General features: G+C 61.9%; 19 protein-coding genes and 1 tRNA gene. 8 read left to right on the forward strand and 12 right to left on the reverse strand.

The annotated features are described in order from the left end of the window. Positions 1-72: 72 nt before the first annotated feature. Positions 73-303, reverse strand: coding sequence for a hypothetical protein (locus tag JQ863_RS12940; protein WP_204114576.1), 231 nt, complete (start codon positions 301-303; stop codon positions 73-75). A gap of 299 nt (positions 304-602) precedes the next feature. On the opposite strand from JQ863_RS12940, the gene JQ863_RS12945 reads away from it, so the two are divergent. The 8 genes from JQ863_RS12945 (at position 603) to JQ863_RS12980 (ending at position 9,030) form a co-directional block, all read left to right on the forward strand. Continuing rightward, positions 603-1,729, forward strand: a protein-coding gene (locus JQ863_RS12945) for an IS3 family transposase (protein ID WP_204114577.1) whose coding sequence is annotated in 2 segments (ribosomal slippage) — positions 603-867 and positions 867-1,729 — 1,128 coding nt in all. Because the reading frame shifts where the segments join, the coding sequence is not laid out codon by codon here. 369 nt (positions 1,730-2,098) lie between these two features. Further along, on the forward strand, positions 2,099-2,317 hold the full coding sequence (locus JQ863_RS12950) for a hypothetical protein (protein WP_204114578.1): 219 nt from the start codon (positions 2,099-2,101) through the stop codon (positions 2,315-2,317). A gap of 56 nt (positions 2,318-2,373) precedes the next feature. After that, on the forward strand, positions 2,374-2,790 hold the full coding sequence (locus JQ863_RS12955; protein WP_239113283.1) for a DUF2924 domain-containing protein: 417 nt from the start codon (positions 2,374-2,376) through the stop codon (positions 2,788-2,790). After that, positions 2,787-4,106, forward strand: coding sequence for a recombinase family protein (locus JQ863_RS12960; RefSeq protein ID WP_204114580.1), 1,320 nt, complete (start codon positions 2,787-2,789; stop codon positions 4,104-4,106). Before JQ863_RS12955 ends, JQ863_RS12960 begins: the two co-directional genes overlap by 4 nt. Then, positions 4,106-4,492 (forward strand): hypothetical protein, encoded by a 387-nt coding sequence (locus JQ863_RS12965; RefSeq protein WP_204114581.1) that lies wholly within the window; start codon positions 4,106-4,108, stop codon positions 4,490-4,492. The genes JQ863_RS12960 and JQ863_RS12965 overlap by 1 nt, the downstream gene beginning before the upstream one ends. 72 nt (positions 4,493-4,564) lie before the next feature. Further along, complete coding sequence (locus JQ863_RS12970; RefSeq protein ID WP_204114582.1) at positions 4,565-6,118, forward strand: hypothetical protein; 1,554 nt, start codon at positions 4,565-4,567, stop codon at positions 6,116-6,118. After that, the gene (locus tag JQ863_RS12975) at positions 6,115-8,445 is read left to right on the forward strand and encodes a phospholipase D-like domain-containing protein (protein ID WP_204114583.1); all 2,331 of its coding nucleotides are present in this window, start codon (positions 6,115-6,117) and stop codon (positions 8,443-8,445) included. Before JQ863_RS12970 ends, JQ863_RS12975 begins: the two co-directional genes overlap by 4 nt. 231 nt (positions 8,446-8,676) lie before the next feature. Continuing rightward, positions 8,677-9,030, forward strand: a complete 354-nt coding sequence (locus JQ863_RS12980; RefSeq protein WP_204114584.1) for a hypothetical protein — start codon at positions 8,677-8,679, stop codon at positions 9,028-9,030. 405 nt (positions 9,031-9,435) lie between these two features. Here the strand turns inward: JQ863_RS12980 and JQ863_RS12985 are convergent. The 11 genes from JQ863_RS12985 to acuI all read right to left on the reverse strand — a co-directional run bounded on the left by JQ863_RS12985 (position 9,436) and on the right by acuI (position 20,426). Beyond that, a tRNA-Ser gene (locus JQ863_RS12985) sits at positions 9,436-9,525 on the reverse strand. A gap of 94 nt (positions 9,526-9,619) precedes the next feature. Next, complete coding sequence (locus tag JQ863_RS12990; RefSeq protein ID WP_204114585.1) at positions 9,620-10,336, reverse strand: alanyl-tRNA editing protein; 717 nt, start codon at positions 10,334-10,336, stop codon at positions 9,620-9,622. Next, positions 10,333-12,792, reverse strand: coding sequence for a DUF3772 domain-containing protein (locus tag JQ863_RS12995; protein ID WP_204114586.1), 2,460 nt, complete (start codon positions 12,790-12,792; stop codon positions 10,333-10,335). The genes JQ863_RS12990 and JQ863_RS12995 overlap by 4 nt, the downstream gene beginning before the upstream one ends. A 6-nt stretch (positions 12,793-12,798) precedes the next feature. Further along, a complete protein-coding gene (locus tag JQ863_RS13000; protein WP_204114587.1) occupies positions 12,799-13,830 on the reverse strand; it encodes a cysteine synthase A in 1,032 nt (343 codons plus the stop codon). A gap of 62 nt (positions 13,831-13,892) precedes the next feature. Further along, the gene (locus JQ863_RS13005) at positions 13,893-15,020 is read right to left on the reverse strand and encodes an NUDIX domain-containing protein (protein WP_204114588.1); all 1,128 of its coding nucleotides are present in this window, start codon (positions 15,018-15,020) and stop codon (positions 13,893-13,895) included. A gap of 3 nt (positions 15,021-15,023) precedes the next feature. After that, positions 15,024-15,464 carry a TrgA family protein gene (locus tag JQ863_RS13010; protein WP_204114589.1) on the reverse strand — a complete coding sequence of 147 codons (441 nt, stop codon included), beginning with the start codon at positions 15,462-15,464 and terminating at the stop codon, positions 15,024-15,026. Then, positions 15,464-16,672, reverse strand: coding sequence for an SAM-dependent methyltransferase (locus JQ863_RS13015; protein WP_204114590.1), 1,209 nt, complete (start codon positions 16,670-16,672; stop codon positions 15,464-15,466). Before JQ863_RS13015 ends, JQ863_RS13010 begins: the two co-directional genes overlap by 1 nt. A 75-nt stretch (positions 16,673-16,747) precedes the next feature. After that, complete coding sequence (locus JQ863_RS13020) at positions 16,748-17,983, reverse strand: aminotransferase class V-fold PLP-dependent enzyme (RefSeq protein WP_204114591.1); 1,236 nt, start codon at positions 17,981-17,983, stop codon at positions 16,748-16,750. A 64-nt stretch (positions 17,984-18,047) separates the two neighbouring features. Beyond that, a complete protein-coding gene (locus JQ863_RS13025; protein ID WP_204114592.1) occupies positions 18,048-18,947 on the reverse strand; it encodes a DMT family transporter in 900 nt (299 codons plus the stop codon). 3 nt (positions 18,948-18,950) lie between these two features. Further along, complete coding sequence (locus JQ863_RS13030; protein WP_204114593.1) at positions 18,951-19,370, reverse strand: HIT family protein; 420 nt, start codon at positions 19,368-19,370, stop codon at positions 18,951-18,953. Positions 19,371-19,433: 63 nt separating this feature from the next. Further along, positions 19,434-20,426 carry an acryloyl-CoA reductase gene (acuI, locus tag JQ863_RS13035; protein ID WP_204114594.1) on the reverse strand — a complete coding sequence of 331 codons (993 nt, stop codon included), beginning with the start codon at positions 20,424-20,426 and terminating at the stop codon, positions 19,434-19,436. Positions 20,427-20,489: the final 63 nt, after the last annotated feature.

The following is a 20,489-nucleotide window of genomic DNA, read 5'->3' on the forward strand; positions in this document are numbered from 1 at the left end:
CCGCCAGCCCGGCCGCGCGCTGCGCTACGCCAAGGGCTTCGCGCGCGGCCTCTTACACCACCCCACGGGGCACTACCCGGCACCGTGCCTGAGCAGGATCGCGTCCAGCTCTGCCTGCGGCATGTCGCCAAAGATCATCGAGCGCGGCAGGATCAGGTGCCCGTCAGACACGGTTGTCAGTTTTGCACCGTTATCAAAGGCGATTTTCGAACTGGCCAATGTCGGCATGGCCGACATCGCGGCAAAAGCCGCGGCCGTTGTCAGGAGGTCGCGGCGCGACAGCTGGGCAGGTACAGGTTTCATTATTGCAATCATTAATTGCAATTTCTGAATGTGTAAAGTGACAAAGGGGTGCTGGCAGATTAATTCGATCTGTCTCGCTAGGGTCAGGACCCATTCATCCTGCACCACTGGCGCCAAACCCGCGAAACATCAGGGGTTTGGAGCGCGCAGGGAATAGTGGTTCTATTTCCAAGCGTTCCAAGCCACTGAGATGAAGCGGGTTTGACGTCCTTCGGATTTGGCGGATTTTCAGCCTGACGGCTTTGAGCCTCCCCAACTGAACTGGTCCACCGCTATGTTTAGGAAACGGAGGACCAAGAATGGCAAACAAGCGACCGAAGCCCGAAGAGATTGTCTCGAAGTTGCGGCAGGTTGAAGTGTTGATGGGGCAAGGCATGCCCCGTCTGGACGCGATCAGACAGATAGGTGTTGTTGAACAGACCTATTACCGCTGGCGCAAGCAGTATGGTGGAATGGGCGTGGATCAGCTGAAGGAATTGAAGCGACTTCAGAAGGAGAATGAGCGGTTGAGACGTGCGGTTTCGGACCTGACGCTCGACAAGCTGATTTTGAGGGAAGCTGCGAAGGGAAACTTCTGAGCCCCGCTTGTCGTCGCGCTTGCATCGATCATGTGCGCAGCCAGTTCAAAGTGTCTGAGCGCAGGACCTGCCGCGTGCTGGGACAACATCGTTCGACACAGCGGCATGCTCCGAGAGGGCGTGCAGATGAGGACCGGTTGGTCGCTGACATGATCGAACTGGCCAGACAGTACGGCCGCTACGGCTATCGTCGGATAGCGGCTCTGCTCAGGGAGGCGGGTTGGTCGGTCAGTGATGGTCGTGTCGAACGACTATGGCGACGAGAGGGGCTGAAGGTTCCAGCAAAACAACCGAAGAAGGGGCGGCTCTGGCTGAATGACGGATCATGCGTCCGGCTGCGGCCTGAGTATCGAAACCATGTCTGGTCATATGACTTCGTTCATTGTCGGACAGATGATGGGAAGGCGTTCCGCACCTTGAACACTCTGGATGAGCACAGCCGGGAATGCCTGGCGATCAAGGTGAAGCGCAAGCTGAACTCGACAGATGTGATTGATGTTCTGACAGACCTGTTCATCCTGCGTAACACTCCTGTCTTCATACGTTCCGACAATGGCCCCGAGTTCGTTGCCCAGGCGGTTCGGGGCTGGATCGCTGCTGTTGGGGGCAAGACCGCCTACATCGAACCAGGGTCTCCTTGGGAGAACGGATATTGCGAAAGCTTCAACGGGCGGATGAGGGATGAACTGCTCAACGGCGAGATCTTCTACAGCTTGCGAGAAGCACAAATCCTGATCGAGCAATGGAGGAAACACTACAACACAAAAAGGCCCCACAGTGCATTGGGTTATCGCCCACCGACCCCGGAAACCATCATCCCGATGGATCACAGGCCGATCATGCACTAACAATCAAATTGGACCAGTCAGATGAGGCTGCTCATTGAAGGATCCGGTCTCTCTCTATGGATTCGAGAGCTTCCAGACGTACGACATAGTCGATGCCCGGTACCGGATCCCGTTCCTCCTGGTTCGAAGTATATTCTGTCTCTGACATATCGTTTTCCGCTGGTTCAAAACTGCAACTCATTTGCACGTCTCGTACGACGTGAATACCGCTGGCGGTTGAAGTGAGTCTATCATCGGGTTTCACTTCCGACATCGCTCTCGATTGCGCACTCGCATCTACGCCCCCTACGACAACCCTCTGATTTCCCTTGAAATCCTCCCCCTCGGGCGGCGAACACGGAGCAAACTGCCTCAGGAGGTTCGCTCCCCATGTCCGACGATTTGTCCTTCGCGCCGCCCGCCGAAACGCTCACCACCAACCAGCGGCTCGCTGAACTGGCCAAGATTCTCGCCGGCGCCGTTTCGCGCGCCAACCCGCTGACCACGCACGAGAATTCTCCCACCGACCCAGACAGTTCACTGGACATTCTCGCCCTCAGACGCCGTCGTCGGAGGCAGTTGCGAAACCGAGTTGGAGGCGAGGAATGAGGAACACTCGATCGAATGAAAGTGCGGCGGGACGGTCCGACGTCTTGGCCGAGCCCATGGCCCTGCGGGCGATGAGCGTGGCGCAGTTGCGTGAGAAACGGGAGGAGCTGTTCGATGCGCCCGCGCCGAATGCCAGCCGCGGCAATCTCGAGCTTCGGCAGGGCTACCGCATCCAGGAACTGGCCCTTGGCGGGCTGGGGCGCGAGACCCGGCGCACGCTCGACGTGCTGGCCGAGGAGGTCGCCGCCGGCAAGCTGGGCGGCATGGTCTCGGACCCGCGCAAGCCCGCCCCCGGCACCAAGCTGGTGCGCGAATGGGAGGGCGAGGAGCATGTCGTCACCGTGCTGGCGGACGGGTTCGAATGGCAGGGGCGGCGCTTCAAGTCGCTCTCGGCCGCCGTGCGCGCGATCACCGGCGTGAACTGGAACGGCTGGCGCTTCTTCGGCCTCGACCGGACGGGAGGGGTGAAATGACCACGCGACAAACGCCCACGCGCCGCCTGCGCTGCGCCGTCTACACCCGCAAGTCCACCGAGGAAGGGCTCGACATGGAGTTCAACAGCCTTGATGCGCAGCGCGAGGCCTGCGAGGCCTACATCGCCAGCCAGCGCGCCGAGGGCTGGGCCTGCCTGCGAGAACGCTACGATGACGGCGGCTTTTCCGGCGGCACGCTCGACCGCCCGGCGCTGAAGCAGCTGATCGCCGATATCGAGGACGGGCTGGTGGACGTTGTCGTCGTCTACAAGATCGACCGGCTCAGCCGCGCGCTGATGGATTTCTCGAAGTTGGTCAAAATCTTCGACCGCCACGGCGTGACTTTCGTCTCCGTCACCCAGTCGTTCAACACCACCACGTCCATGGGCCGGCTGACGCTCAACATCCTGCTCAGCTTCGCCCAGTTCGAGCGCGAGGTGATCGGCGAACGGATCCGTGACAAGGTGGCGGCCTCGAAGAAGAAGGGCATGTGGATGGGCGGGTTCGTCCCGCTCGGCTATGACGCCATCAACCGCAAGCTGGTCATCAACCCGGCCGAGGCCGAGAACGTGCGCGCCATTTTCGAACTCTTCGCGCGGTCAGAGACCACCGCCTCAGTGGTGCGCGAACTGGACGCGCGCGGCATCCGCTCCAAGCGCGGCCGTCCCATCGACAGGGGCGCGCTCTACAAGCTCCTGCACAACCGCATCTATCGCGGCGAGATCACCCACAAGGGCGCGGTCTATCCCGGCGCGCATAAGGCGATCATCAGCCCCGAGTTGTGGGATGCTGTTCATGCCGTTCTCAAGGGAAATACCCATGCCCGCGCCGGACGCACCCGGGCCGCCGCGCCAGCCCTGCTGCGCGGGCTGATCTTCACCCAGACCGGCGCCGCGATGACGCCGCACCACACGAAACGCAAGGGCAAGCGCTATTGCTACTATACCTCGATGGACGTGATCAGCGGCCGCTCCAAGGCGGAGCTGCGTGGTCCACAGCGGCTTCCGGCGGCGATGGTCGAGGAGGCGGTGATCGCCGAGGTGCGGCGCATGCTGCGCACGCCCGAGGTGGTGGCACGGACAGCGCGGGCTCTGAAGAAAGAGCGCCCAGATCTCGACGAAAACACCGTCGTCGCCACCCTCGCGCAGTTCGATGACATGTGGGCCGCGCTGATCCCGGCCGAACAGGCGCGCGTCGTGCAACTGCTGGTCGCACGGGTCACGGTTGGCGAGGACGGCATGGACATCGACCTGCGCCATGACGGACTCGGCGCCTTGGCCAGCCTGTTGACGCCCGAAGCAGAGGACGCCGCCTGATGCCCGCGCAAGACACGATCCGCGTCCACGTGCCGCTCACCTTGCGCAAACGCGGCGGCCGCCCGCGCATCCTGCCGCCCAAGGACATGGAGGCCGCATCGCCCACCGGTCAGGATCCCCGCCTCCTGCGGACCATCGGCCGGGCGTGGCGCTGGCGGAAGATGCTGGAGAACGGCGAGATCGCCACGATCACCGATCTCGCCGCCGACGAAGGCCTCTCCGACCGCTACCTCAGCCGCCTCACGCGCCTCGCCTGGCTGGCACCCGACGTGTTGGAACGCCTCGTCGTCGGCCGCGAGCCTTGCGCGATCACGATCTACGATCTGTGCCTGATCGCCTCGCTACCTTGGGAGGAGCAGGTGGCGCGGGTGTTTGGGGGTGATTGAAACCAATAACTATTCCAATGACCGTCTCCAAGTTCTACTCTCAGTTGCACGTGACGAGTGGAGTAGATCAAATTGCTAGACCAGAATGAATTTGAACCTGGCTTTCCCCAATGGACCGAACTCGGCCAGGTCACAGGCCTTGATCCGTTGGGGATGCAACGCCCGATTGAGGTCGTCTATCAATCTCTCTTGCCTGGAATCAGCACCATCACTCTACGTTTGCGCTATTATTCGTTCTTCCCTTGGCTTCTCGACGCCTACGCGCGCCGAAGCGGAAGCACCGCTTTGGAAGATTTCCGGATCTTCCAGCGGCGTGCCGAGGCCCTTTTGGCGCTGACATGCGCACGTGGCGACTATGAACCTGGTGTCGCTGGAATCGAATGGGCTTTGCGCGTCGTGAGTGGCATCGGCAGCGACCCGAGTATGGACCAGATCATCGAATTCGCGGACGGCGCCGCTCCCGATGCAAGTCCTGACAATCGTTACCTGAAGAACAAGGGGGGCGCATTTGGCGGCATTTACGCCAGCCAGTTGCGCGAAATGAATCTCATCCGCATGGATGATCCCGATCTTCCGGTTCCATATTGCTTGAACGCGGCCATGCCTCTGGCGGAAGCGCTGCGGAACGAATTGGGCGATCTGGCCGAAGTATTCCTTGCCGCGGTCGAAGCAGGTCGCGTCACCGTTGGAGACTTGGATCGGCTCGCTCCCTTAAAGCCATCTCGCATCCGCGAAGGGAGCCCGGAGCAGGAAGCCCTCGTCGCGATATTGACCGGCAGGCAACAGAATGCCGGTGCGTCCGACGCCCTTCGACGCCAAACTCTGCTCAAGCTTCTGGAACTATCCAAAGCCCTCGGTCGGGTGCCCAGTGCAGAAGACGCCAAATGGGCATGGTTCGAAACGAATGATCGTGACCGCCCCGATGACGACAACGAGGTTTTGGGGCTCTGGTCTCTGTATCAGGCAAGCGACCTCATGCGTCTGGCCTATGAGGGTATTTTGTCGGCCGGGTTGCGCATCCTGAACCGCGCTCCTTTCAATCGCCAACCTCTAGCCACGCTTGTGGCAGACATTGCCGAGTGCTCCGGAATCGATGCGACAAAATCGTGGTCCGACACGCTTACCGCCCTTCCCGCAGAAGCCACGCCGGAAACGACCGCCAGGAATGCGCAGGCCAGACTCTTGGATGCCGAGAAGACGAGTGAGGACGCGGACGAAATCCGCGCCGCGCTCGAACTGATCGGCGCGCTATGGGCCAAGCGCGAAGACTATCGAGCCGAGACCATGCGGTGGCTCCGGGCGGCGGACCACTTCCGTTCATACGCCACGGAGCTGCGCTACTTCGAGGACCTCCTGGACCGTCCGACTGGGGCGGCCTTGAGCGCAATCATTTCCGAAAGGATCATAAAACGGCATCAGTGGGTTGCGTCGCGAAAATTCCGCAATCAAAGGGCTTATACCTTTCTGATGGAGCCGGACGACGGCATGCTGCGATACCGCGCCGGCTTCACGGTTTCCCCGAGCAGTCCGCGGATCGACCAGGCGGTCCAGTTCCTGAGAGACGCAAAATTGCTGAACGATGACGGACCGACGACTTTGGGTTTGAGTGAAATCGAGCGGCAATGAAATACTACGACGTTTTTGGAGAAAGCGGATATGACTCCGCGTTCTTGACGACTTACGCCTTTTCAGCTCAGGCGTTCGAGGATGTGCCGTTCCCGCGCCTGAGGGGCGCTGGGTGCCGGAATATTTCGGTGTTGGCAGATCAGCGCATGGTAAACACCAGCTTCGAAGAATTCGGTCCGCCGCGCTTTGCCGGCACGCTCTATCATGTCGTCAAGATTTCCGTACCAGGCGCGTTCCATCCCAAAATCACGTTGCTGAGCGGGGCGGAAAAGGGCCGCTTGCTGATTGGTTCGGCCAACCTCACGGGCCTGGGGCTGGGCGGAAATAGGGAACTGATTGCCGACATTCCATATACTGCCGAGCGGCCAGAATACTTGCACATTTTCGGGCAGGCTCTGCGCTATATCGCGGGTCGCGTTCCCAGCGACGATCCCTGGTTTCCTTCCGCGCTCGAGCGTGCATTCAGGCAGTCGCGATGGCTGCAAACGGCGTATCTTGATGAAACAAGTGAAAATCTGGAGGATTTGAAGTTAATCATCGACCGGCCAGACGACGCCATCCTTGGGCAGATGGTGGAGGCGATTGGAGGGGATCCGATCGAACGGCTGATCGTGATTTCGCCGTTCTGGGATGAAGGGCTGGAAGGCCTCGCGCGGCTTCGCGTCGCTCTTGGAAATCCTGAAACCGATCTGCTTGTGCAGCCTTCGGCGGGGCAATTCCCGGTGGAGAGCGTGACGCGGCATGACAAGTTGAGGCTTTTCAATGCCGCAGTTGATGGGTCCTCGAGGTTCGTCCACGCGAAACTTTTCCTCGCACTAGGAGCGACTTGGGATCACGTCATATCAGGCAGCATGAACTGCTCGTTTCCGGCGCTGCTCGGGCCCGAGGCATCCAAAGGCAATGCCGAGGCAGGGGTCTACAAGCGCGTCACCCGCGGCGCAGCGCTGACCACGCTTGGGTTGGAGGAATATGAGGACCACCCCCTGCAATTTTCGGACCTTCCGCCGAAAGATCAAAGGGCAACTGCGCTCTCTTCCCCGCCCGCTCCAGCCGATGCGGGCACATTCGAGTTGCACGCGCGTAGACTGACATGGCGGCCGTCGGTGCACGGCGCCTTCGACGCACGTGAAATACGGCTTCTCGACCGGGACGAGTCGGAGACAGGCCAGGTTCTCGAGATCGGTGCCGCCTCGGGCAAAAACTGGGAAATTGATCCCGATATGCCGCGCCCTCGGCTCGCGGTGGTCGTGGCGACGGACGGCACCCGCTCCGCGCCGTCATTCGTGATAGATCTCGATGTGCTGGCCTCTTCAACGCGTCCCGTACAGCGGGGGCGTAAACGCAGGATTATTGATGAACTGGAAGAGCTGGAGCAGGAGGACCTGACCATTCTCGAGGCGTTGAACGAATTGGAGATGCTCGACGATTCTTCTCAGAATGAAATATCTGCCCAGAGCAAACCGCACGCGAAAGAAACATCGACCGACACGGAAAAAAAAGACCACAAGGTCCTTCCATATGAAGCATTCGTGCAAGCCCGAAATCGTGCTCTTGAGCAGAATCAACATCGTCCCCATTGGGTCGCTGGCCGGGGAGAAACCGCAGCCAGCGTTATCAACGCCTGCTTGAACCGTCTCGTGGGTTTGGTATCCGAAGATTTTTCAGAGACGGACGAACGCGCCTTGATGCAGGATGCCTCCACGGATCTTCGCACGACCGAGCCTTCGCAAGACGACGAGAATACGGCGGAAAGTCACGATCACTCTGTTACCAAGCAAGAAAAATCTGCGCAGCGCGCACGCGCAAAGGCGACAGCTAGGAAGTTCCTGGAAGCCGTTCAATCATTCGAAAAGCGGACCGCATCGTTGAAGGAAAAAAGGATCACCACTGCCGAGCTCGTCAGACTGCGCGCCTTGCTCCAGGTTGTCATGGCAAGCGCGGTGCCGATATCGGGCGCATCGCGTGCGCATCAGGTGCTCACGCTGAACTCAAAGGATGGTACCGAGTGGCCCCGCCTGATCGGCCGTCTGCTCTTGCAGCACTTCGGCACGATCCGCGCTCTCCAGTTGCTCGATGTAGAAGCGGATGAAGCCGAACACACCCGCGTTCTCGACTATCTCGCCACAGCCAGATTTGCTGCGCGCGCGGCGGTCAAGGGCGCTTCCGCCAGTCCCGCCCTGGCTCCGATTCAAAGGAAACTCAAAGAGATAGCCGCCGACATCGATACGCAAGTCAAAGCCATCTCAAAGGGCAACGATTCCGACTCAGCCTCTTTGGCTGGCCTCGAAGAGAAGCTGGAGACGAGGTTTGGTTACCTCTTTTCGTGAGGAAGTTTTAACTTTGCCTTCAATGAAAGCTCGCCTGAAAGGTCGTTGGCGTCAGCGAGACATGGGCGTCCAGCGGCGGGCGTAGTTCAAGGGCTCGCGCAAGATCCCGAAACGGTTTTCAACCGGGAACATCGGCTTCGCACGATTGCGTTAATGCATTGAAGTTGCGCTCCAATTTGAGATAGGCATCCGGGACAACAAGCCAATTCAGCGAGATCACAAGGAAAAACAATGACTGAAAAAGCAATCGCTTGTGTTGAAGTCCCTCATACCGCAACGCTTCACTGTCCATTCTGTGGCCAAGAAGTCATGAACCCCCAAAAGGCCCACGAAGGCGAGGAATACTATTCGGCGTGCCCTCACACGCTTTTTGTCGCCCATGACGAGGCCTTTGAATACCGAAGCGCGCGTTTCGACTCCGCTCTCGGGATAGCGGGTGCGGAGAACGATGATCTCGACCTGCCGGAACACGGTATCGATGGACTGACCAGCCAGGTCAAAATGCATGGTGCCGTCAAGTTCGCCGGGTACGTTCCAGCCCCCTCATTTTTTGGCACCTATGTCGGCTTCGCTCCAGAGGAGTGAAACCGAAACCGGGCCGGCATGCTCGCACACACTGCAAAGACTTGGAAAGGGCGTGCGCCATGGCGCGCCCTTTTATCGTTGGACCCCCTTACTGCCACGAATTGGACTACCAGCAGTCCCACCCACTACGCCTCCTGTTTGTTCGGGCCATGTTCCGCTCGCAGGCATTGGAGACAGGGGGCGAAGTTTTGGCGGGGTTGAGGCTCATGTCATTGAAAACGATTACGAAAATCACACCGAACCGAATTGCGCGAGGTTCGCTCGACCAGAGACCGGGGGCGGCTCAGAGACCGAAATGGGGGAGCGGCCCGTCTCAGAGGTTCGCACCCATCACGCAAACCCCTTTGAAAACAGGGAAAATTCCGGCGCTGGCCGGGGGCTATTCAAGTTTCGCAATGGTGATGGTGGCGGAGCGACAGGGATTCGAACCCTGGAGACGGTTTCCCGCCTACACACTTTCCAGGCGTGCGCCTTCGACCACTCGGCCACCGCTCCGTAGGGCGCTCTTTAGCCTTGGGGAGGAGGCATTTGCAAGGGGGATTGCAGGAAATTCCTGTTCGGCGGTGTTTCCGGGCGAAACGGCCCGGTTTCAGTCGTCCAGATGCAGGTTCACGCGGCGGTTCTGGCGGCCCTTCTTTTCGATCTTGCCAAGGCGGATGCGGCCGATCTCGCTGGTGCGGGCGACGTGGGTGCCGCCGCAGGGTTGCAGGTCGATCTGCGTGTCGTCGTCGCCGATCCTGACAAGGCGCACCCTGCCCGCGCCAATCGGCGGCTGCACCGACATGGTTTTCACGAGGCCGGGATTGGCGATCAGTTCGGCATCGGTGATCCAGCTTTCGGTGACCGGCAGATCGCGGTCGATCAGGTCGACCAGCGCCGCCTCGAGCGCCTCTTTGTCCTCGGGCGCGTCGGGCATGTCGAAATCCAGCCGCCCCTTGTCGGCGCCGATCGAACCGCCGGTGACGGGCAGCGGGATCACCACCGACAGAAGGTGCAACGCGGTGTGGATGCGCATGTGGCGGAAGCGGCGGTTCCACTCGATCTCTTGCGTGACCGCGGCGCCGATGGCGGGCAACGGCGTGGGTTCGGCTGGAACCAGCACGATGTCATCGCCGGATTTCACCGTTGTCGCGACGTTGAGCGTGCCGCCGGTCCAGTCAAGCCGCCCGCTGTCGCCGGGCTGACCGCCGCCGGTGGGATAGAACAGGCTCTGGTCCAGCACCACCCCGCCCTCGGGCGTGTGGGCGATGACGGTGGCCTCTGCGCTGCGCAGATAGGCATCCTCGCGGAACAGCATTTCGGTCATCGTGCATCTCCATCGGCATCGCCGTCGCCATCCGGGGCGTTGTCCATGTCGGCTTCGGTCATCTCGACCGGTTTGGTGATCTCCGGGGCGGGCTCGCGCGGGTCCGGCTTGACGGGTTCGGCCGCCTTGCCGCCGACAAGCGCCTCGGGGTTCCTGATCCAGACGTCGCGCTGTGCGAAGGGGATCTCGATCCCTTCTTCCTCGAACCGGCGCGCGATTTCGAAATTCATTTCCGACCGCACCGTCAGCATCCAGTTCACGTCGCGCAGGATGGCGCGGATCTCGAAATCCAGCGAATCCGCACCGAAGCCCTGGAACACCACGTTGGGCGGCGGATTGACCAGCACCATCGGATGCGCCTCGGCGATCTCGCGCAGAACGCGCTCGACCTTGCGGGGATCAGTGCCATAGGCGACCCCCACCGGCACGATGACGCGGCCAATCGTGTTGCCACGGGTATAGTTCGTGACCGAGCCCGACACGAGGTCGCCGTTGGGGATGATGACGTCGGTGCGGTCGAAGGTCTCGATCCGGGTGGCGCGGACGGAAATATCGCGCACATAGCCCATCTGACCATTGACCTCGATCCAGTCGCCTTCGGTGATTGGGCGCTCGATCAAGAGGATAATGCCCGAGACAAAGTTCTGAACGATGGTCTGAAGGCCAAAACCGATACCGACCGAAAGCGCACCGGCCAGCAGCGCGACATTGGACAGGTTGATCCCGGCACTGGTGATGGCGATGATCGCCGACAGGAAGATCCCGATATAGCCAAGCCCCGACACGATGGCGGTTTGTCCGCCCTTGTCGATGCGGGTGCGCGGCAGAACCGTGTTCTGGATGATCCCCTGCGACAGCCGCGTCACCGCGTAACCGATGGCAAAGACCATCACCAGGACCAGCACGTCCATCGGCGAAATCCGCACGTCGCCCAGTTGCAGCCCATAGGTGATGCGGGTCCAGATTTCATGAAGATCCGACAGGCGCGCACCCCAGATCAGCGCCAGAAGCGGCAGCGCCAGCACAAACAGCGCCAGCCCGGTAAAGACCAGCAGCAGCGAATCCTGAACCTTGGTCTCATCCCGCGCGAACAGGCCGTAGATCAGGCTCAGAAGGCGCTGGAGCAGGGCCAGGAAGGTGACCAGCTGCAAGGACAGGATCATCGGGATGATGACGCCCTGGGACGCCCGCGCAAAGCCGATGACCGACAGGCCGACGCCAATCACGGCGATTGCCATGACCGCCCGGCCGCCAATCGACACGATGCTGTCCAGATACCGGCTTTCCGAGCTTTCCTGTTCCTCGTCCCCCGCATCATGGCGCGCGTGCAGCATCAAAAGCCGGCCAATCTGCGCAATGCCCAGTGCCCCGACCACGATCAGCGGCAGGTAGATGACGGCGCGGACCTCGTCGCTCCAGTCATCGTATTTCGCCATTTCATCAAGATAGACGTGGAACACCAGCACCCAGCCCAGGACAAAGGCCATCAGACGGCCCTCGGTCCGTTTCTCCGGGCTGAGATCCAGCAAGGGGCGCAGCGCCGGGTTCTTGGGGAAGGCCCGTGCGCCAAGCCACATCGCAAGCAGCAGATACCCCCCAGCCAGCGGCAGGTCCGTCAACAGCGCATCGGCCCTGAGCCCCGGCAGCCCGGTGGCATAGATCGCTGCCGTAATCAGCACCAGACCGAGCAGCGGCAGGATGATCTGACCCAGCGAGAACAGATAGGCCAGCAACCAGCGCACCCCGACAATCTGATCCGAGGTCAAACGTTCAAGGAAGCGATCGGCGACATGGCGCCCGCGCGTGACCAGAACCAGGCCCGGCAGCAGCAGGATCAGGAAAATTGGCAGGTTCCGCTTGGCCTCTTGCAGGGCGTCCTTGTTGGAAAAGGTCGACGCCAGTTCCTGCAACAGAAGTTCGGCCGATTTCGCCACCGCTTCGATCGCGGCCGGCCAGAGGGTTGGATTGATCGGAGTCTTGGTGCGCTTGAACAGGGTCTCGGCCTGCCGCGCCCGCAACAGCGTGTCCAGTGAATAGATCAGCGATTCCGCTTCGGTAAAGGCCAGGTTTGCCTTTTTCTGCGGGGCTTCCGCAGCGGCCAGTTCCGACTGCAACCGCGTGCGTTCGTCGGCAAACTCGTCCAGCGCGCCGCCTTCCGGGGCCGGCCCAAGCGCGTTCAACTGCGAGCGCAGCGACCGCACCTTGACCGATTGTGCCGATTGCACCGCGTTGAAACGCTGGCGCCAGTCGTCAAGCTGCGCCCTGAGCGTTTCCAGCGAAATGTCAGACGCCCTGCCGGTCTCGATGGACAGTTCGGCGCGCCGCGCAAGGGTTTCCCATTGGCCGTATTCAATGGCCGAGATCGCGTCCTGTTCCTGTGCGATGGCAGGTGCCGGGGCAATTGCCAGCCACAGCACCGACAGGACGATGACAAGGAACCCTCGCAGCGCCGCCATCCGCGATCAGTCCTCGAACACGCCGGGGATCGACGCCGGACCCGCGCCCAGCCAATCCGGGGTCGGCAGACCCTTTTCACGCAGGAAGGTCGGGTTGAACAGTTTCGACTGATAGCGGGTGCCATAGTCGCACAGAACCGTCACGATGGTGTGGCCTGGCCCCATTTCCCGCGCCATGCGGATCGCGCCGGCCACGTTCACGCCCGAAGACCCGCCAAGACAAAGCCCCTCTTCCTGCAACAGGTCGAAGACAACCGGCAGCGCCTCTTCGTCGGGAATCTGATAGTTCATGTCCGGCGTGAACCCTTCCAGGTTCGCCGTCACCCGCCCCTGCCCGATGCCCTCGGTGATCGAGGTGCCCTCGGCCTTGAACTCGCCCGTGGTGTAATAGCTGTAAAGCGCCGCGCCCATCGGGTCGGCCAGCGCGATCTTCACGCCCTTGGGCTGCAATGCCTCGGCCACACCCGCGAGCGTACCGCCCGATCCGACGGCGCAAACAAAACCGTCGACCTTGCCGCCGGTCTGTTCCCAGATTTCCGGTCCGGTGGTCTCGACATGGGCCTGCCGGTTGGCCACGTTGTCGAACTGGTTTGCCCAGATCGCACCATTAGGTTCGGTTTCGGCAAGTTTTGCCGCCAGACGCCCGGAATACCGCACATAGTTGTTCGGATTCTTATATGGCGCCGCGGGAACCTGAACCAGCTCGGCGCCCGCCAGACGCAGCATATCCTTCTTTTCCTGGCTCTGGGTCTCAGGAATCACGATCACCGTCTTGAACCCCATCGACGCGCCAACCAGCGCCAGCCCGATGCCGGTATTGCCCGCGGTGCCCTCGACGATGGTGCCGCCCGGCTTCAGTTCGCCCCGTGCCAGCGCATCCTTGATGATATAAAGCGCCGCGCGGTCCTTGACCGACTGTCCGGGGTTCATGAATTCCGCCTTGCCAAGGATTTCACACCCTGTCTCTTCGCTGGCGCGGCGCAGGCGAATGAGAGGAGTGTTGCCGACGGCGGCGGCGAGGTCTTGTGCAATACGCATGACGGCATGCCCTTTTCGGTATTTGTCTGTTTCACCCTGTGTAGGGCGCGGCGATGGGGAACTCAAGCACCGCTCCGCAGGCGATCACGCATCCGTGCAAGCCAAAGCCCGGCCACGACCAACGGCGCGTTATTCAGCCTGTCCCCGTCCAGAAGCCCGTTGAACGTGTCAAAGTCGAACAGCCATGACCGGATATCCTCGGCCTCGCTATCAAGACCGCCAATGCCGGTCACGTCGTCGGGCAGATCGGTGATGCCGATGAAGATGTGATAGAACTCGGTCGCATTGCCCGGCGAAGCATAACAGGACGAAACCCGGTGCAGCGCCGAGACCGTCAGCCCCGCCTCTTCCTGCGCCTCGCGGCGGGCGGCATCCTCGGGGGTTTCACCGGGATCAATGCGGCCTGCAATCGGCTCGATCAGCCACGGGCGCGGGTCGCCGCGCAGGAAGGCCGGGGCGCGGAACTGTTCGATCAACAGAACCCGGTCCCGCACCGGGTCATAGGGCAGCAGGATCGCGGCATCGCTGCCCACAAGGACTTCGCGCTTGATCTGGGGGCTTTGCCCGCCGGAAAAGCTGCGATGCGTGGCGGTGATCGTTTCCATGGTGAAATAGCTGGCATAGGGGCGGTGATGGCCAGAGAGTTGCACGTCACCGCGCCCGAACCCGCTGGGCGACAGGGCCTCTGGCCCGTTTTGCGCCAGAACCTTCTGCATCGCGCGCATGCGGATCATCGGGAACATCACAGCGACCTCATCGGCTGACCGCTCTCCAAAGTAGCTCATGACTTCGGTTGCGGCATGACAGGTCATCTCGCCCCATTGCGCCTGCCATGCAGCAAGGTCCCACGCCCCGCCTTGCGGCCACAGGCCCGGCGCCGGGAAATAGACCCCGGCCTGCGTCATCCCCGTCGGTGTCACCAGCGTCACGTCGCGGGTTTCATAGCCAAATCCGCCTTCATAGAAATCAAGGCGCGCGATCTCCTCCTCCGTCAGGTTACGCGCCAGCAATCCCAAGGCCACCGCCCCGGCGCGTTCGACGATCTGGGGAAACGGCTCTCCGGGCACCTCAAGAACCGCGTGGTCGGCCAGGGTTGCGGGGTCCGCGCCAAGCGACGCAGGATCGCGGCCCAGCACGATCGCCAACAGCGGCGCGTGTCGCAACGTGCCGTAAAAGAACAGGGATGTCATGGGTTATCTCCAGCGGCGGGCCACGAACTCGGTCACGATCCCGCCCAGAACCGCGCCCCCGATCAGGGTGCCAGCGATTTTCGGGACCAACAGGTATTCGCCATATCGCAGGCCAAGGTCCAGCGCGACTTTCATCGCCTCGACCGGGCTGTCGTAATAGCTGAGCAAGGCCCGGCGCAGCATCTCGTTCATGCCTTGTATGAACAGCGCCACCAGCACCATGACGACCACCGTGGTCAGGCCGTTGTTGATCCCGTCCACCGTCCTGCGCCCGGCCCGCGCGCCCAGGATCCGCCACCCGAACACCGCGCCGATGCAGAAGTTCACAAGCGACATGTGACCGGGGTCGGCGCCCTCGGGCAAGAGCGGCTTGATCTGCTCCGAGACCAGGATCCCAAGCGCCCCCATGAACAGGGCGGCAATCAATTTGGCGGCGGTGAACATCAGGTGGGCCGTTGGATCGTGATTTGCGTTACATCGGTGTTTCCACAATGGAACGCCGCGGCGCAAGAGGTCAGGTAGAAATTCCACATGCGCCGGAACCTGTCGTCAAAGCCAAGCGCCGCGACCTGATCCCATTTGCCGTTGAACGTATCATACCAGCGCCTGAGCGTCTGGCTGTAGCTTTCGCCGAACTCGACCGATCCCGCGACGTGCAGCCCGGCCTTTTCCACCTCCTGCCGCAACACCGTGGGACTGGGCAGCATGCCGCCGGGGAAGATGTATTTCTGAATGAAATCAACGCCTTTTCGATAGGCGTCAAAGCGGTCGTCATGCATGGTGATGATCTGAAGCGTGGCCTGTTTCCCAGGCTTCAGACAGCGTTTCACGGTCTGGAAATAATCCGGCCAGTATTTTTCGCCGACCGCCTCGAACATCTCGATCGAGGCGATGCCGTCATATTCGCCCTGTTCGTCGCGATAGTCCTGAAGCTTGAACTCTACCAGATCTGATAACCCAGCTTTTTCAATGCGTTCCGAGGCGAACTTCAATTGCTCTCGTGAGATGGTCAGCCCGGTCACACGCACGCCGCGTTCCCGCGCGGCATATTCGGCGAACCCGCCCCAGCCACAGCCGATTTCCAGAACGTGATCCCCCGGCTGCGCCCCGATCCCGTCCACGATGGACTTGTATTTCGCGGTCTGGGCGGCCTCCATGCTTTCCTGTCCGGTCTCGAACATGGCCGAGGAATAGGTCATCGTCTCATCCAGCCACAGGGCATAGAATTCATTACCCAGATCGTAGTGATACGAGATGTTCTTCTTCGCCTGCTCCTTGGTGTTGCGGTTCATCCAATGGCGCATGCGCTCATAGACCCGCACCAGGAACATGCCCGGAAACCCCTCGTAGAGCGAGTCATTGTCCGCCATCAGGAAATCGAGAAAGGCCTGCAAGTCGGGCGTAGACCACCAGCCGTCGATATAGGCATCGCAGAACCCCAGGTCGCCTTCGCGGATCAGGCGGGCAAAACTGTCAGGGTTGTGGATCGCAAGTTCACAGACCTGACCGGGCGCGCGTCCTTCGGCGCGGAACCGGCGGCCATCGGGCATCACAAAGTCGATACGGCCCGTATTGACCTGTTTCGCCATTTCAAAGACCTGCGCAAAATAGCGCGGCAGATTGTCTTGACCTTCGGTCGTCGTCAGGATCATCCGGCGTTTCCCTTCGTCGGTTGTCGGTCTGATGCTAGTCCAAAATGAAAATCGGGCAAGAATTTCCTTTTTTCTTCAAAGAACCGCATCCAGCGCGGTCAAAAGCTGGTCGATTTCGCCGGGCGAGGTGTAATGGACGAAACTGACCCGCAGCACCCCTTTCTGCATGTCTACCCCCATCGCCGACAGCGCACGCACGGCATAGAAATCACCGCCCCCCGTCATGATCCCGTGGTGGGCAAGCCGGGCGGCCAGCGCCTCGGCATGCGCGTTGCATTCCATCGCCACGGTCGGCGCGCGCAGGGCGGCGTCCCCCGGTCCGATCAGACGGACCGAATTCCGTTGCCCGACAAAGTCCAACACCGGCTGTAACAGGGACGTCTCGTGCGCACGCAACAGGTCATGCACGGCCGAAGCGGTGCCAGCAGCTTCCCCGGTATCAAGACCGTGGTGGTCCGCCAGCGCCTCGAAATAGTCGATCACGCCCGCCATCGCCGCCACCTGCGCGTGGTCCGGGCCTGCGGGGGTGAACCGCTTGGTCAGGCTGTCACCGTTGAAATAATGGCCCTGGTTCGGCAACAGCTGCGCCACTGATCTGCGGATCACCATGACGCCCTGGTGTGGGCCATAGGTCTTGTAGGCGGAAAACAGGTAGATATCGGCATCCAGCGCCCGCACATCGGGGATGCCATGCGGCGCATAGCTGACCCCGTCCACGCAGGTAAAGGCACCGGCGCCATGGGCCAGCGCCGTGATCCGGGCGACCGGGTTGACCTCTCCGACCACGTTCGAGCAATGCGGGAAGCAGACCAACCGCACCTTGTCGTCCAGAAGCGCCTCAAGATCGGCGGGGTCAAGGTGCCCTGTGACCGGGTCGATCTTCCATTCGCGGATCTCGATGCCCTCATCGGCCAGCCGTCGCCAGGGGCCGGAATTGGCCTCGTGGTCCTGATCGGTGACGATGATGGCCTCCCCCGGCTGCATCCACTGGCGGAAGGCCTGCGCAAGCACGTAAGTGTTCTGGGTGGTCGAGGGGCCAAAGGACACTTCGTCGCCATCAACCCCCATCCAGGCCGCCAGCCGTGCGCGGGCCTCGTCCATCTCGGCCCCGGCCAGTTCCGACGCGGCATAGGGCGCATAGGGCTGCACCTTGCGTTCCGTGTAGAACCGGGTCAGCCGGTCGATCACGGGATTGCAGGCATAGGACCCGCCCGCGTTCTCAAAGAACGCCTGCCCCTGCAGCGATGGCTCGGCAAAGGCGGGGAACTGCGCCCGCACAAAATCCAGGTCCAATGTCCGCTGCGATGTCATGGCTGCCCCTCCCTGCCCGTTTCTTGGATTGAAACCTGCGACAGGGGCGCGGCGGCTGCAAGCGTCAATTCCCGTGGGGCTTGTCCGACGGGGCCAGAAGCACCTCGGCAAGGCAGGCGACGACGATCAGCCCCGCGCCGACCCATTCCAGCCCCTGCATCCGCTCACCCGGCAACAGGATCGACGCCGAAAGCGCCGCCACCAGCACCTCGGACATCATCAACAGCCCCGCACGTCCGGGAAACAGGAATTTCTGCGCCCAGAAAATCGCGATGACGGACGGGCCCAGCGCAAGGATCGAGGTTGCGGCGGCCACGGGCAGCCCCGCGATCATGGCGCTCAGGTCAGGCGGCCCGATCACGCCGGCCACCGCGCCCAGAAGCAGCGCCGAAAAGCCTGCGGCAAGAAACTGGAACAGGGCCATGCCCTCGACCCGCACGGTATCAAAGCGCTTGATCATCGCCGCGCCGATGGCCCAGAAGATGCCGGAAAAGAAGGCAAAGACATCGCCGATCCCCATCGGCACCTGCCCGCCGCCCTGCCCGATGATCAGCAAAAGCCCCCCCAGGCCCACCGCAATGGCCGCCCAGCGCAGCAGCCCCGCCTTCTCGTCCAGCCAGACGATGCCGATCAGCGTCGCCCAGACCGGCACGAGATAGAACAGGAAGGTCGCCCGCAAGACCGTGGAATAGATCAGCCCGGCCGCATAAAGCCCCATGCCAAGCCCCACGACCGAGCCGATCGCGGCGGCATGGCGGAACTCGGCCCGGTTCACGTCCCAGCGCAGCGCGACGACAACCGCCAGCACCAGCGCAACAGGCATGTTCAGCAGGAACGCCGACCAGACCCCGTCGACCCCGCTGTCCTCAAGGTGGCGCAGGGGCAGCCAGAACAGCCCCCAGACGCCCGAGGACACCAGCACGAGGGCCGAAGCCAGCCCCGTCGAAGGCGGGTTCAGCGCCAAGCCCTAGCCAGCCAGCGCCGCGCGGATCTTGTCCGCATGGGTTTTCAAGACGGCAAAATCCGCCATCTGCCCCGGCGGGCGCAGCTTGACGCCTTCGTGACGCGGCAGGATGTGGAAATGCAGGTGATAGACTTCTTGTCCGCCCGCCGGTTCGTTGAACTGCTGCAGCGTGATACCTTCGGCATCAAACGCGGTCAGGCAGGCATGGCTGACGATCTGCACCGTTTTCAGGCAGGCGGCCAGCTGTTCCGGGCTGGCGTCCAGCATGTTGCGGCAGGGCGTCTTGGGAATGACAAGGCAATGGCCATCGGCGCGCGGCATGATGTCCATGAAAACAAAGGTGTCGTCGTCCTCGTAAAGCTTCTCGCAGGGGATTTCCCCGCGCAGGATCTTGGCGAAGATATTGTCACTGTCATAGGCCATGTCACGCTCCTGAACCGGCAAACAGGGCGGCCCCGTGACCGCCCTGCCCCGTTTCTGGTCCGTTCAGGCGCCCAGGTCAACCACGACACGGCCCTTGACCTGGCCTTGCAGGATATCCGCCCCCAGTTTGGGCAGATCGGCCAGGGTCGCGGGCTGGACCATCGCCTCAAGCTTGTCCATCGGCAGATCCGCCGCGATCCGCTCCCACGCCCGCAGGCGGTTGTCATAGGGCTGCATGACGCTGTCGATCCCCAACAGGTTCACCCCGCGCAACAGGAAGGGGATGACAGTGGCCGGAAGCCCCGCGCCCCCCGCCAGACCAACGGCGGCGACGGAGGCGCCATATTTCATCTGTCCCAGCACCCGCGCCAGCATCGCGCCGCCGACCGCATCGACACAACCCGCCCATGTTTCGGATTCCAGGGGCCGCTTGGTGGTCTCGTTCAACTCTTCGCGCGCCACGATCTGGGTCGCGCCCAGCGATTTCAGGTAGTCGGCAGTATCGGGCCGCCCGGTCACACCGGCAACTTCGTGGCCCAGCGCCGAGAGGATCGCCGTCGCAACCGAGCCGACACCCCCCGCCGCACCGGTGACCAGAACCGGCCCGTGCCCCGGTTTCAACCCGTGATCCTCAAGCGCCATCACCGCCAGCATCGCGGTGAACCCCGCCGTGCCGACCGCCATCGCCTGTCGCGTATCGATCCCCTTGGGCAGCGGCACCAGCCAGTCGGCGCGCACGCGTGCTTTCTGACCATAGCCCCCCCAATACGCCTCGCCCACGCGCCAGCCGGTCAGGACCACTTTGTCGCCGGGCTTGTAGCGCTCATCCGAAGACGCCTCGACGGTCCCGGCAAAGTCGATCCCCGGCACATGCGGGTATTTCCGCACCAGCCCGCCACCCGGCCCGATGCAAAGTCCGTCCTTGTAGTTCACGGTCGAATATTCGACCGCCACCGTCACCTCGCCCGCGGGCAGGTCATCCAGCGTCAGCTGTTCCACCGCCGCCGACGTCTTGCCGCTGTCTTCATCCTTGCGCACAACCAAAGCGTTGAACATCATCTCTCTCCTTCATCTTCTTTCTTGCCCAAATACTCCCGCCGGAGGCGTCCCGGCGCGGCA

Source organism: Shimia biformata (assembly GCF_016888515.1).
Classification (GTDB): Bacteria; Pseudomonadota; Alphaproteobacteria; order Rhodobacterales; family Rhodobacteraceae; genus Shimia_A; species Shimia_A biformata.

What these genes read in the sequence shown, in the direction of transcription:
- JQ863_RS12940 (WP_204114576.1), bottom strand. Translation starts at nt 303, where the DNA reads ATGAAACCTGTACCTGCCCAGCTGTCGCGCCGCGACCTCCTGACAACG.
- JQ863_RS12950 (WP_204114578.1), top strand. Translation starts at nt 2,099, where the DNA reads ATGTCCGACGATTTGTCCTTCGCGCCGCCCGCCGAAACGCTCACCACC.
- JQ863_RS12955 (WP_239113283.1), top strand. Translation starts at nt 2,374, where the DNA reads ATGGCCCTGCGGGCGATGAGCGTGGCGCAGTTGCGTGAGAAACGGGAG.
- JQ863_RS12960 (WP_204114580.1), top strand. Translation starts at nt 2,787, where the DNA reads ATGACCACGCGACAAACGCCCACGCGCCGCCTGCGCTGCGCCGTCTAC.
- JQ863_RS12965 (WP_204114581.1), top strand. Translation starts at nt 4,106, where the DNA reads ATGCCCGCGCAAGACACGATCCGCGTCCACGTGCCGCTCACCTTGCGC.
- JQ863_RS12975 (WP_204114583.1), top strand. Translation starts at nt 6,115, where the DNA reads ATGAAATACTACGACGTTTTTGGAGAAAGCGGATATGACTCCGCGTTC.
- JQ863_RS12980 (WP_204114584.1), top strand. Translation starts at nt 8,677, where the DNA reads ATGACTGAAAAAGCAATCGCTTGTGTTGAAGTCCCTCATACCGCAACG.
- JQ863_RS12990 (WP_204114585.1), bottom strand. Translation starts at nt 10,336, where the DNA reads ATGACCGAAATGCTGTTCCGCGAGGATGCCTATCTGCGCAGCGCAGAG.
- JQ863_RS12995 (WP_204114586.1), bottom strand. Translation starts at nt 12,792, where the DNA reads ATGGCGGCGCTGCGAGGGTTCCTTGTCATCGTCCTGTCGGTGCTGTGG.
- JQ863_RS13000 (WP_204114587.1), bottom strand. Translation starts at nt 13,830, where the DNA reads ATGCGTATTGCACAAGACCTCGCCGCCGCCGTCGGCAACACTCCTCTC.
- JQ863_RS13005 (WP_204114588.1), bottom strand. Translation starts at nt 15,020, where the DNA reads ATGACATCCCTGTTCTTTTACGGCACGTTGCGACACGCGCCGCTGTTG.
- JQ863_RS13010 (WP_204114589.1), bottom strand. Translation starts at nt 15,464, where the DNA reads ATGTTCACCGCCGCCAAATTGATTGCCGCCCTGTTCATGGGGGCGCTT.
- JQ863_RS13015 (WP_204114590.1), bottom strand. Translation starts at nt 16,672, where the DNA reads ATGATCCTGACGACGACCGAAGGTCAAGACAATCTGCCGCGCTATTTT.
- JQ863_RS13020 (WP_204114591.1), bottom strand. Translation starts at nt 17,983, where the DNA reads ATGACATCGCAGCGGACATTGGACCTGGATTTTGTGCGGGCGCAGTTC.
- JQ863_RS13030 (WP_204114593.1), bottom strand. Translation starts at nt 19,370, where the DNA reads ATGGCCTATGACAGTGACAATATCTTCGCCAAGATCCTGCGCGGGGAA.
- acuI (WP_204114594.1), bottom strand. Translation starts at nt 20,426, where the DNA reads ATGTTCAACGCTTTGGTTGTGCGCAAGGATGAAGACAGCGGCAAGACG.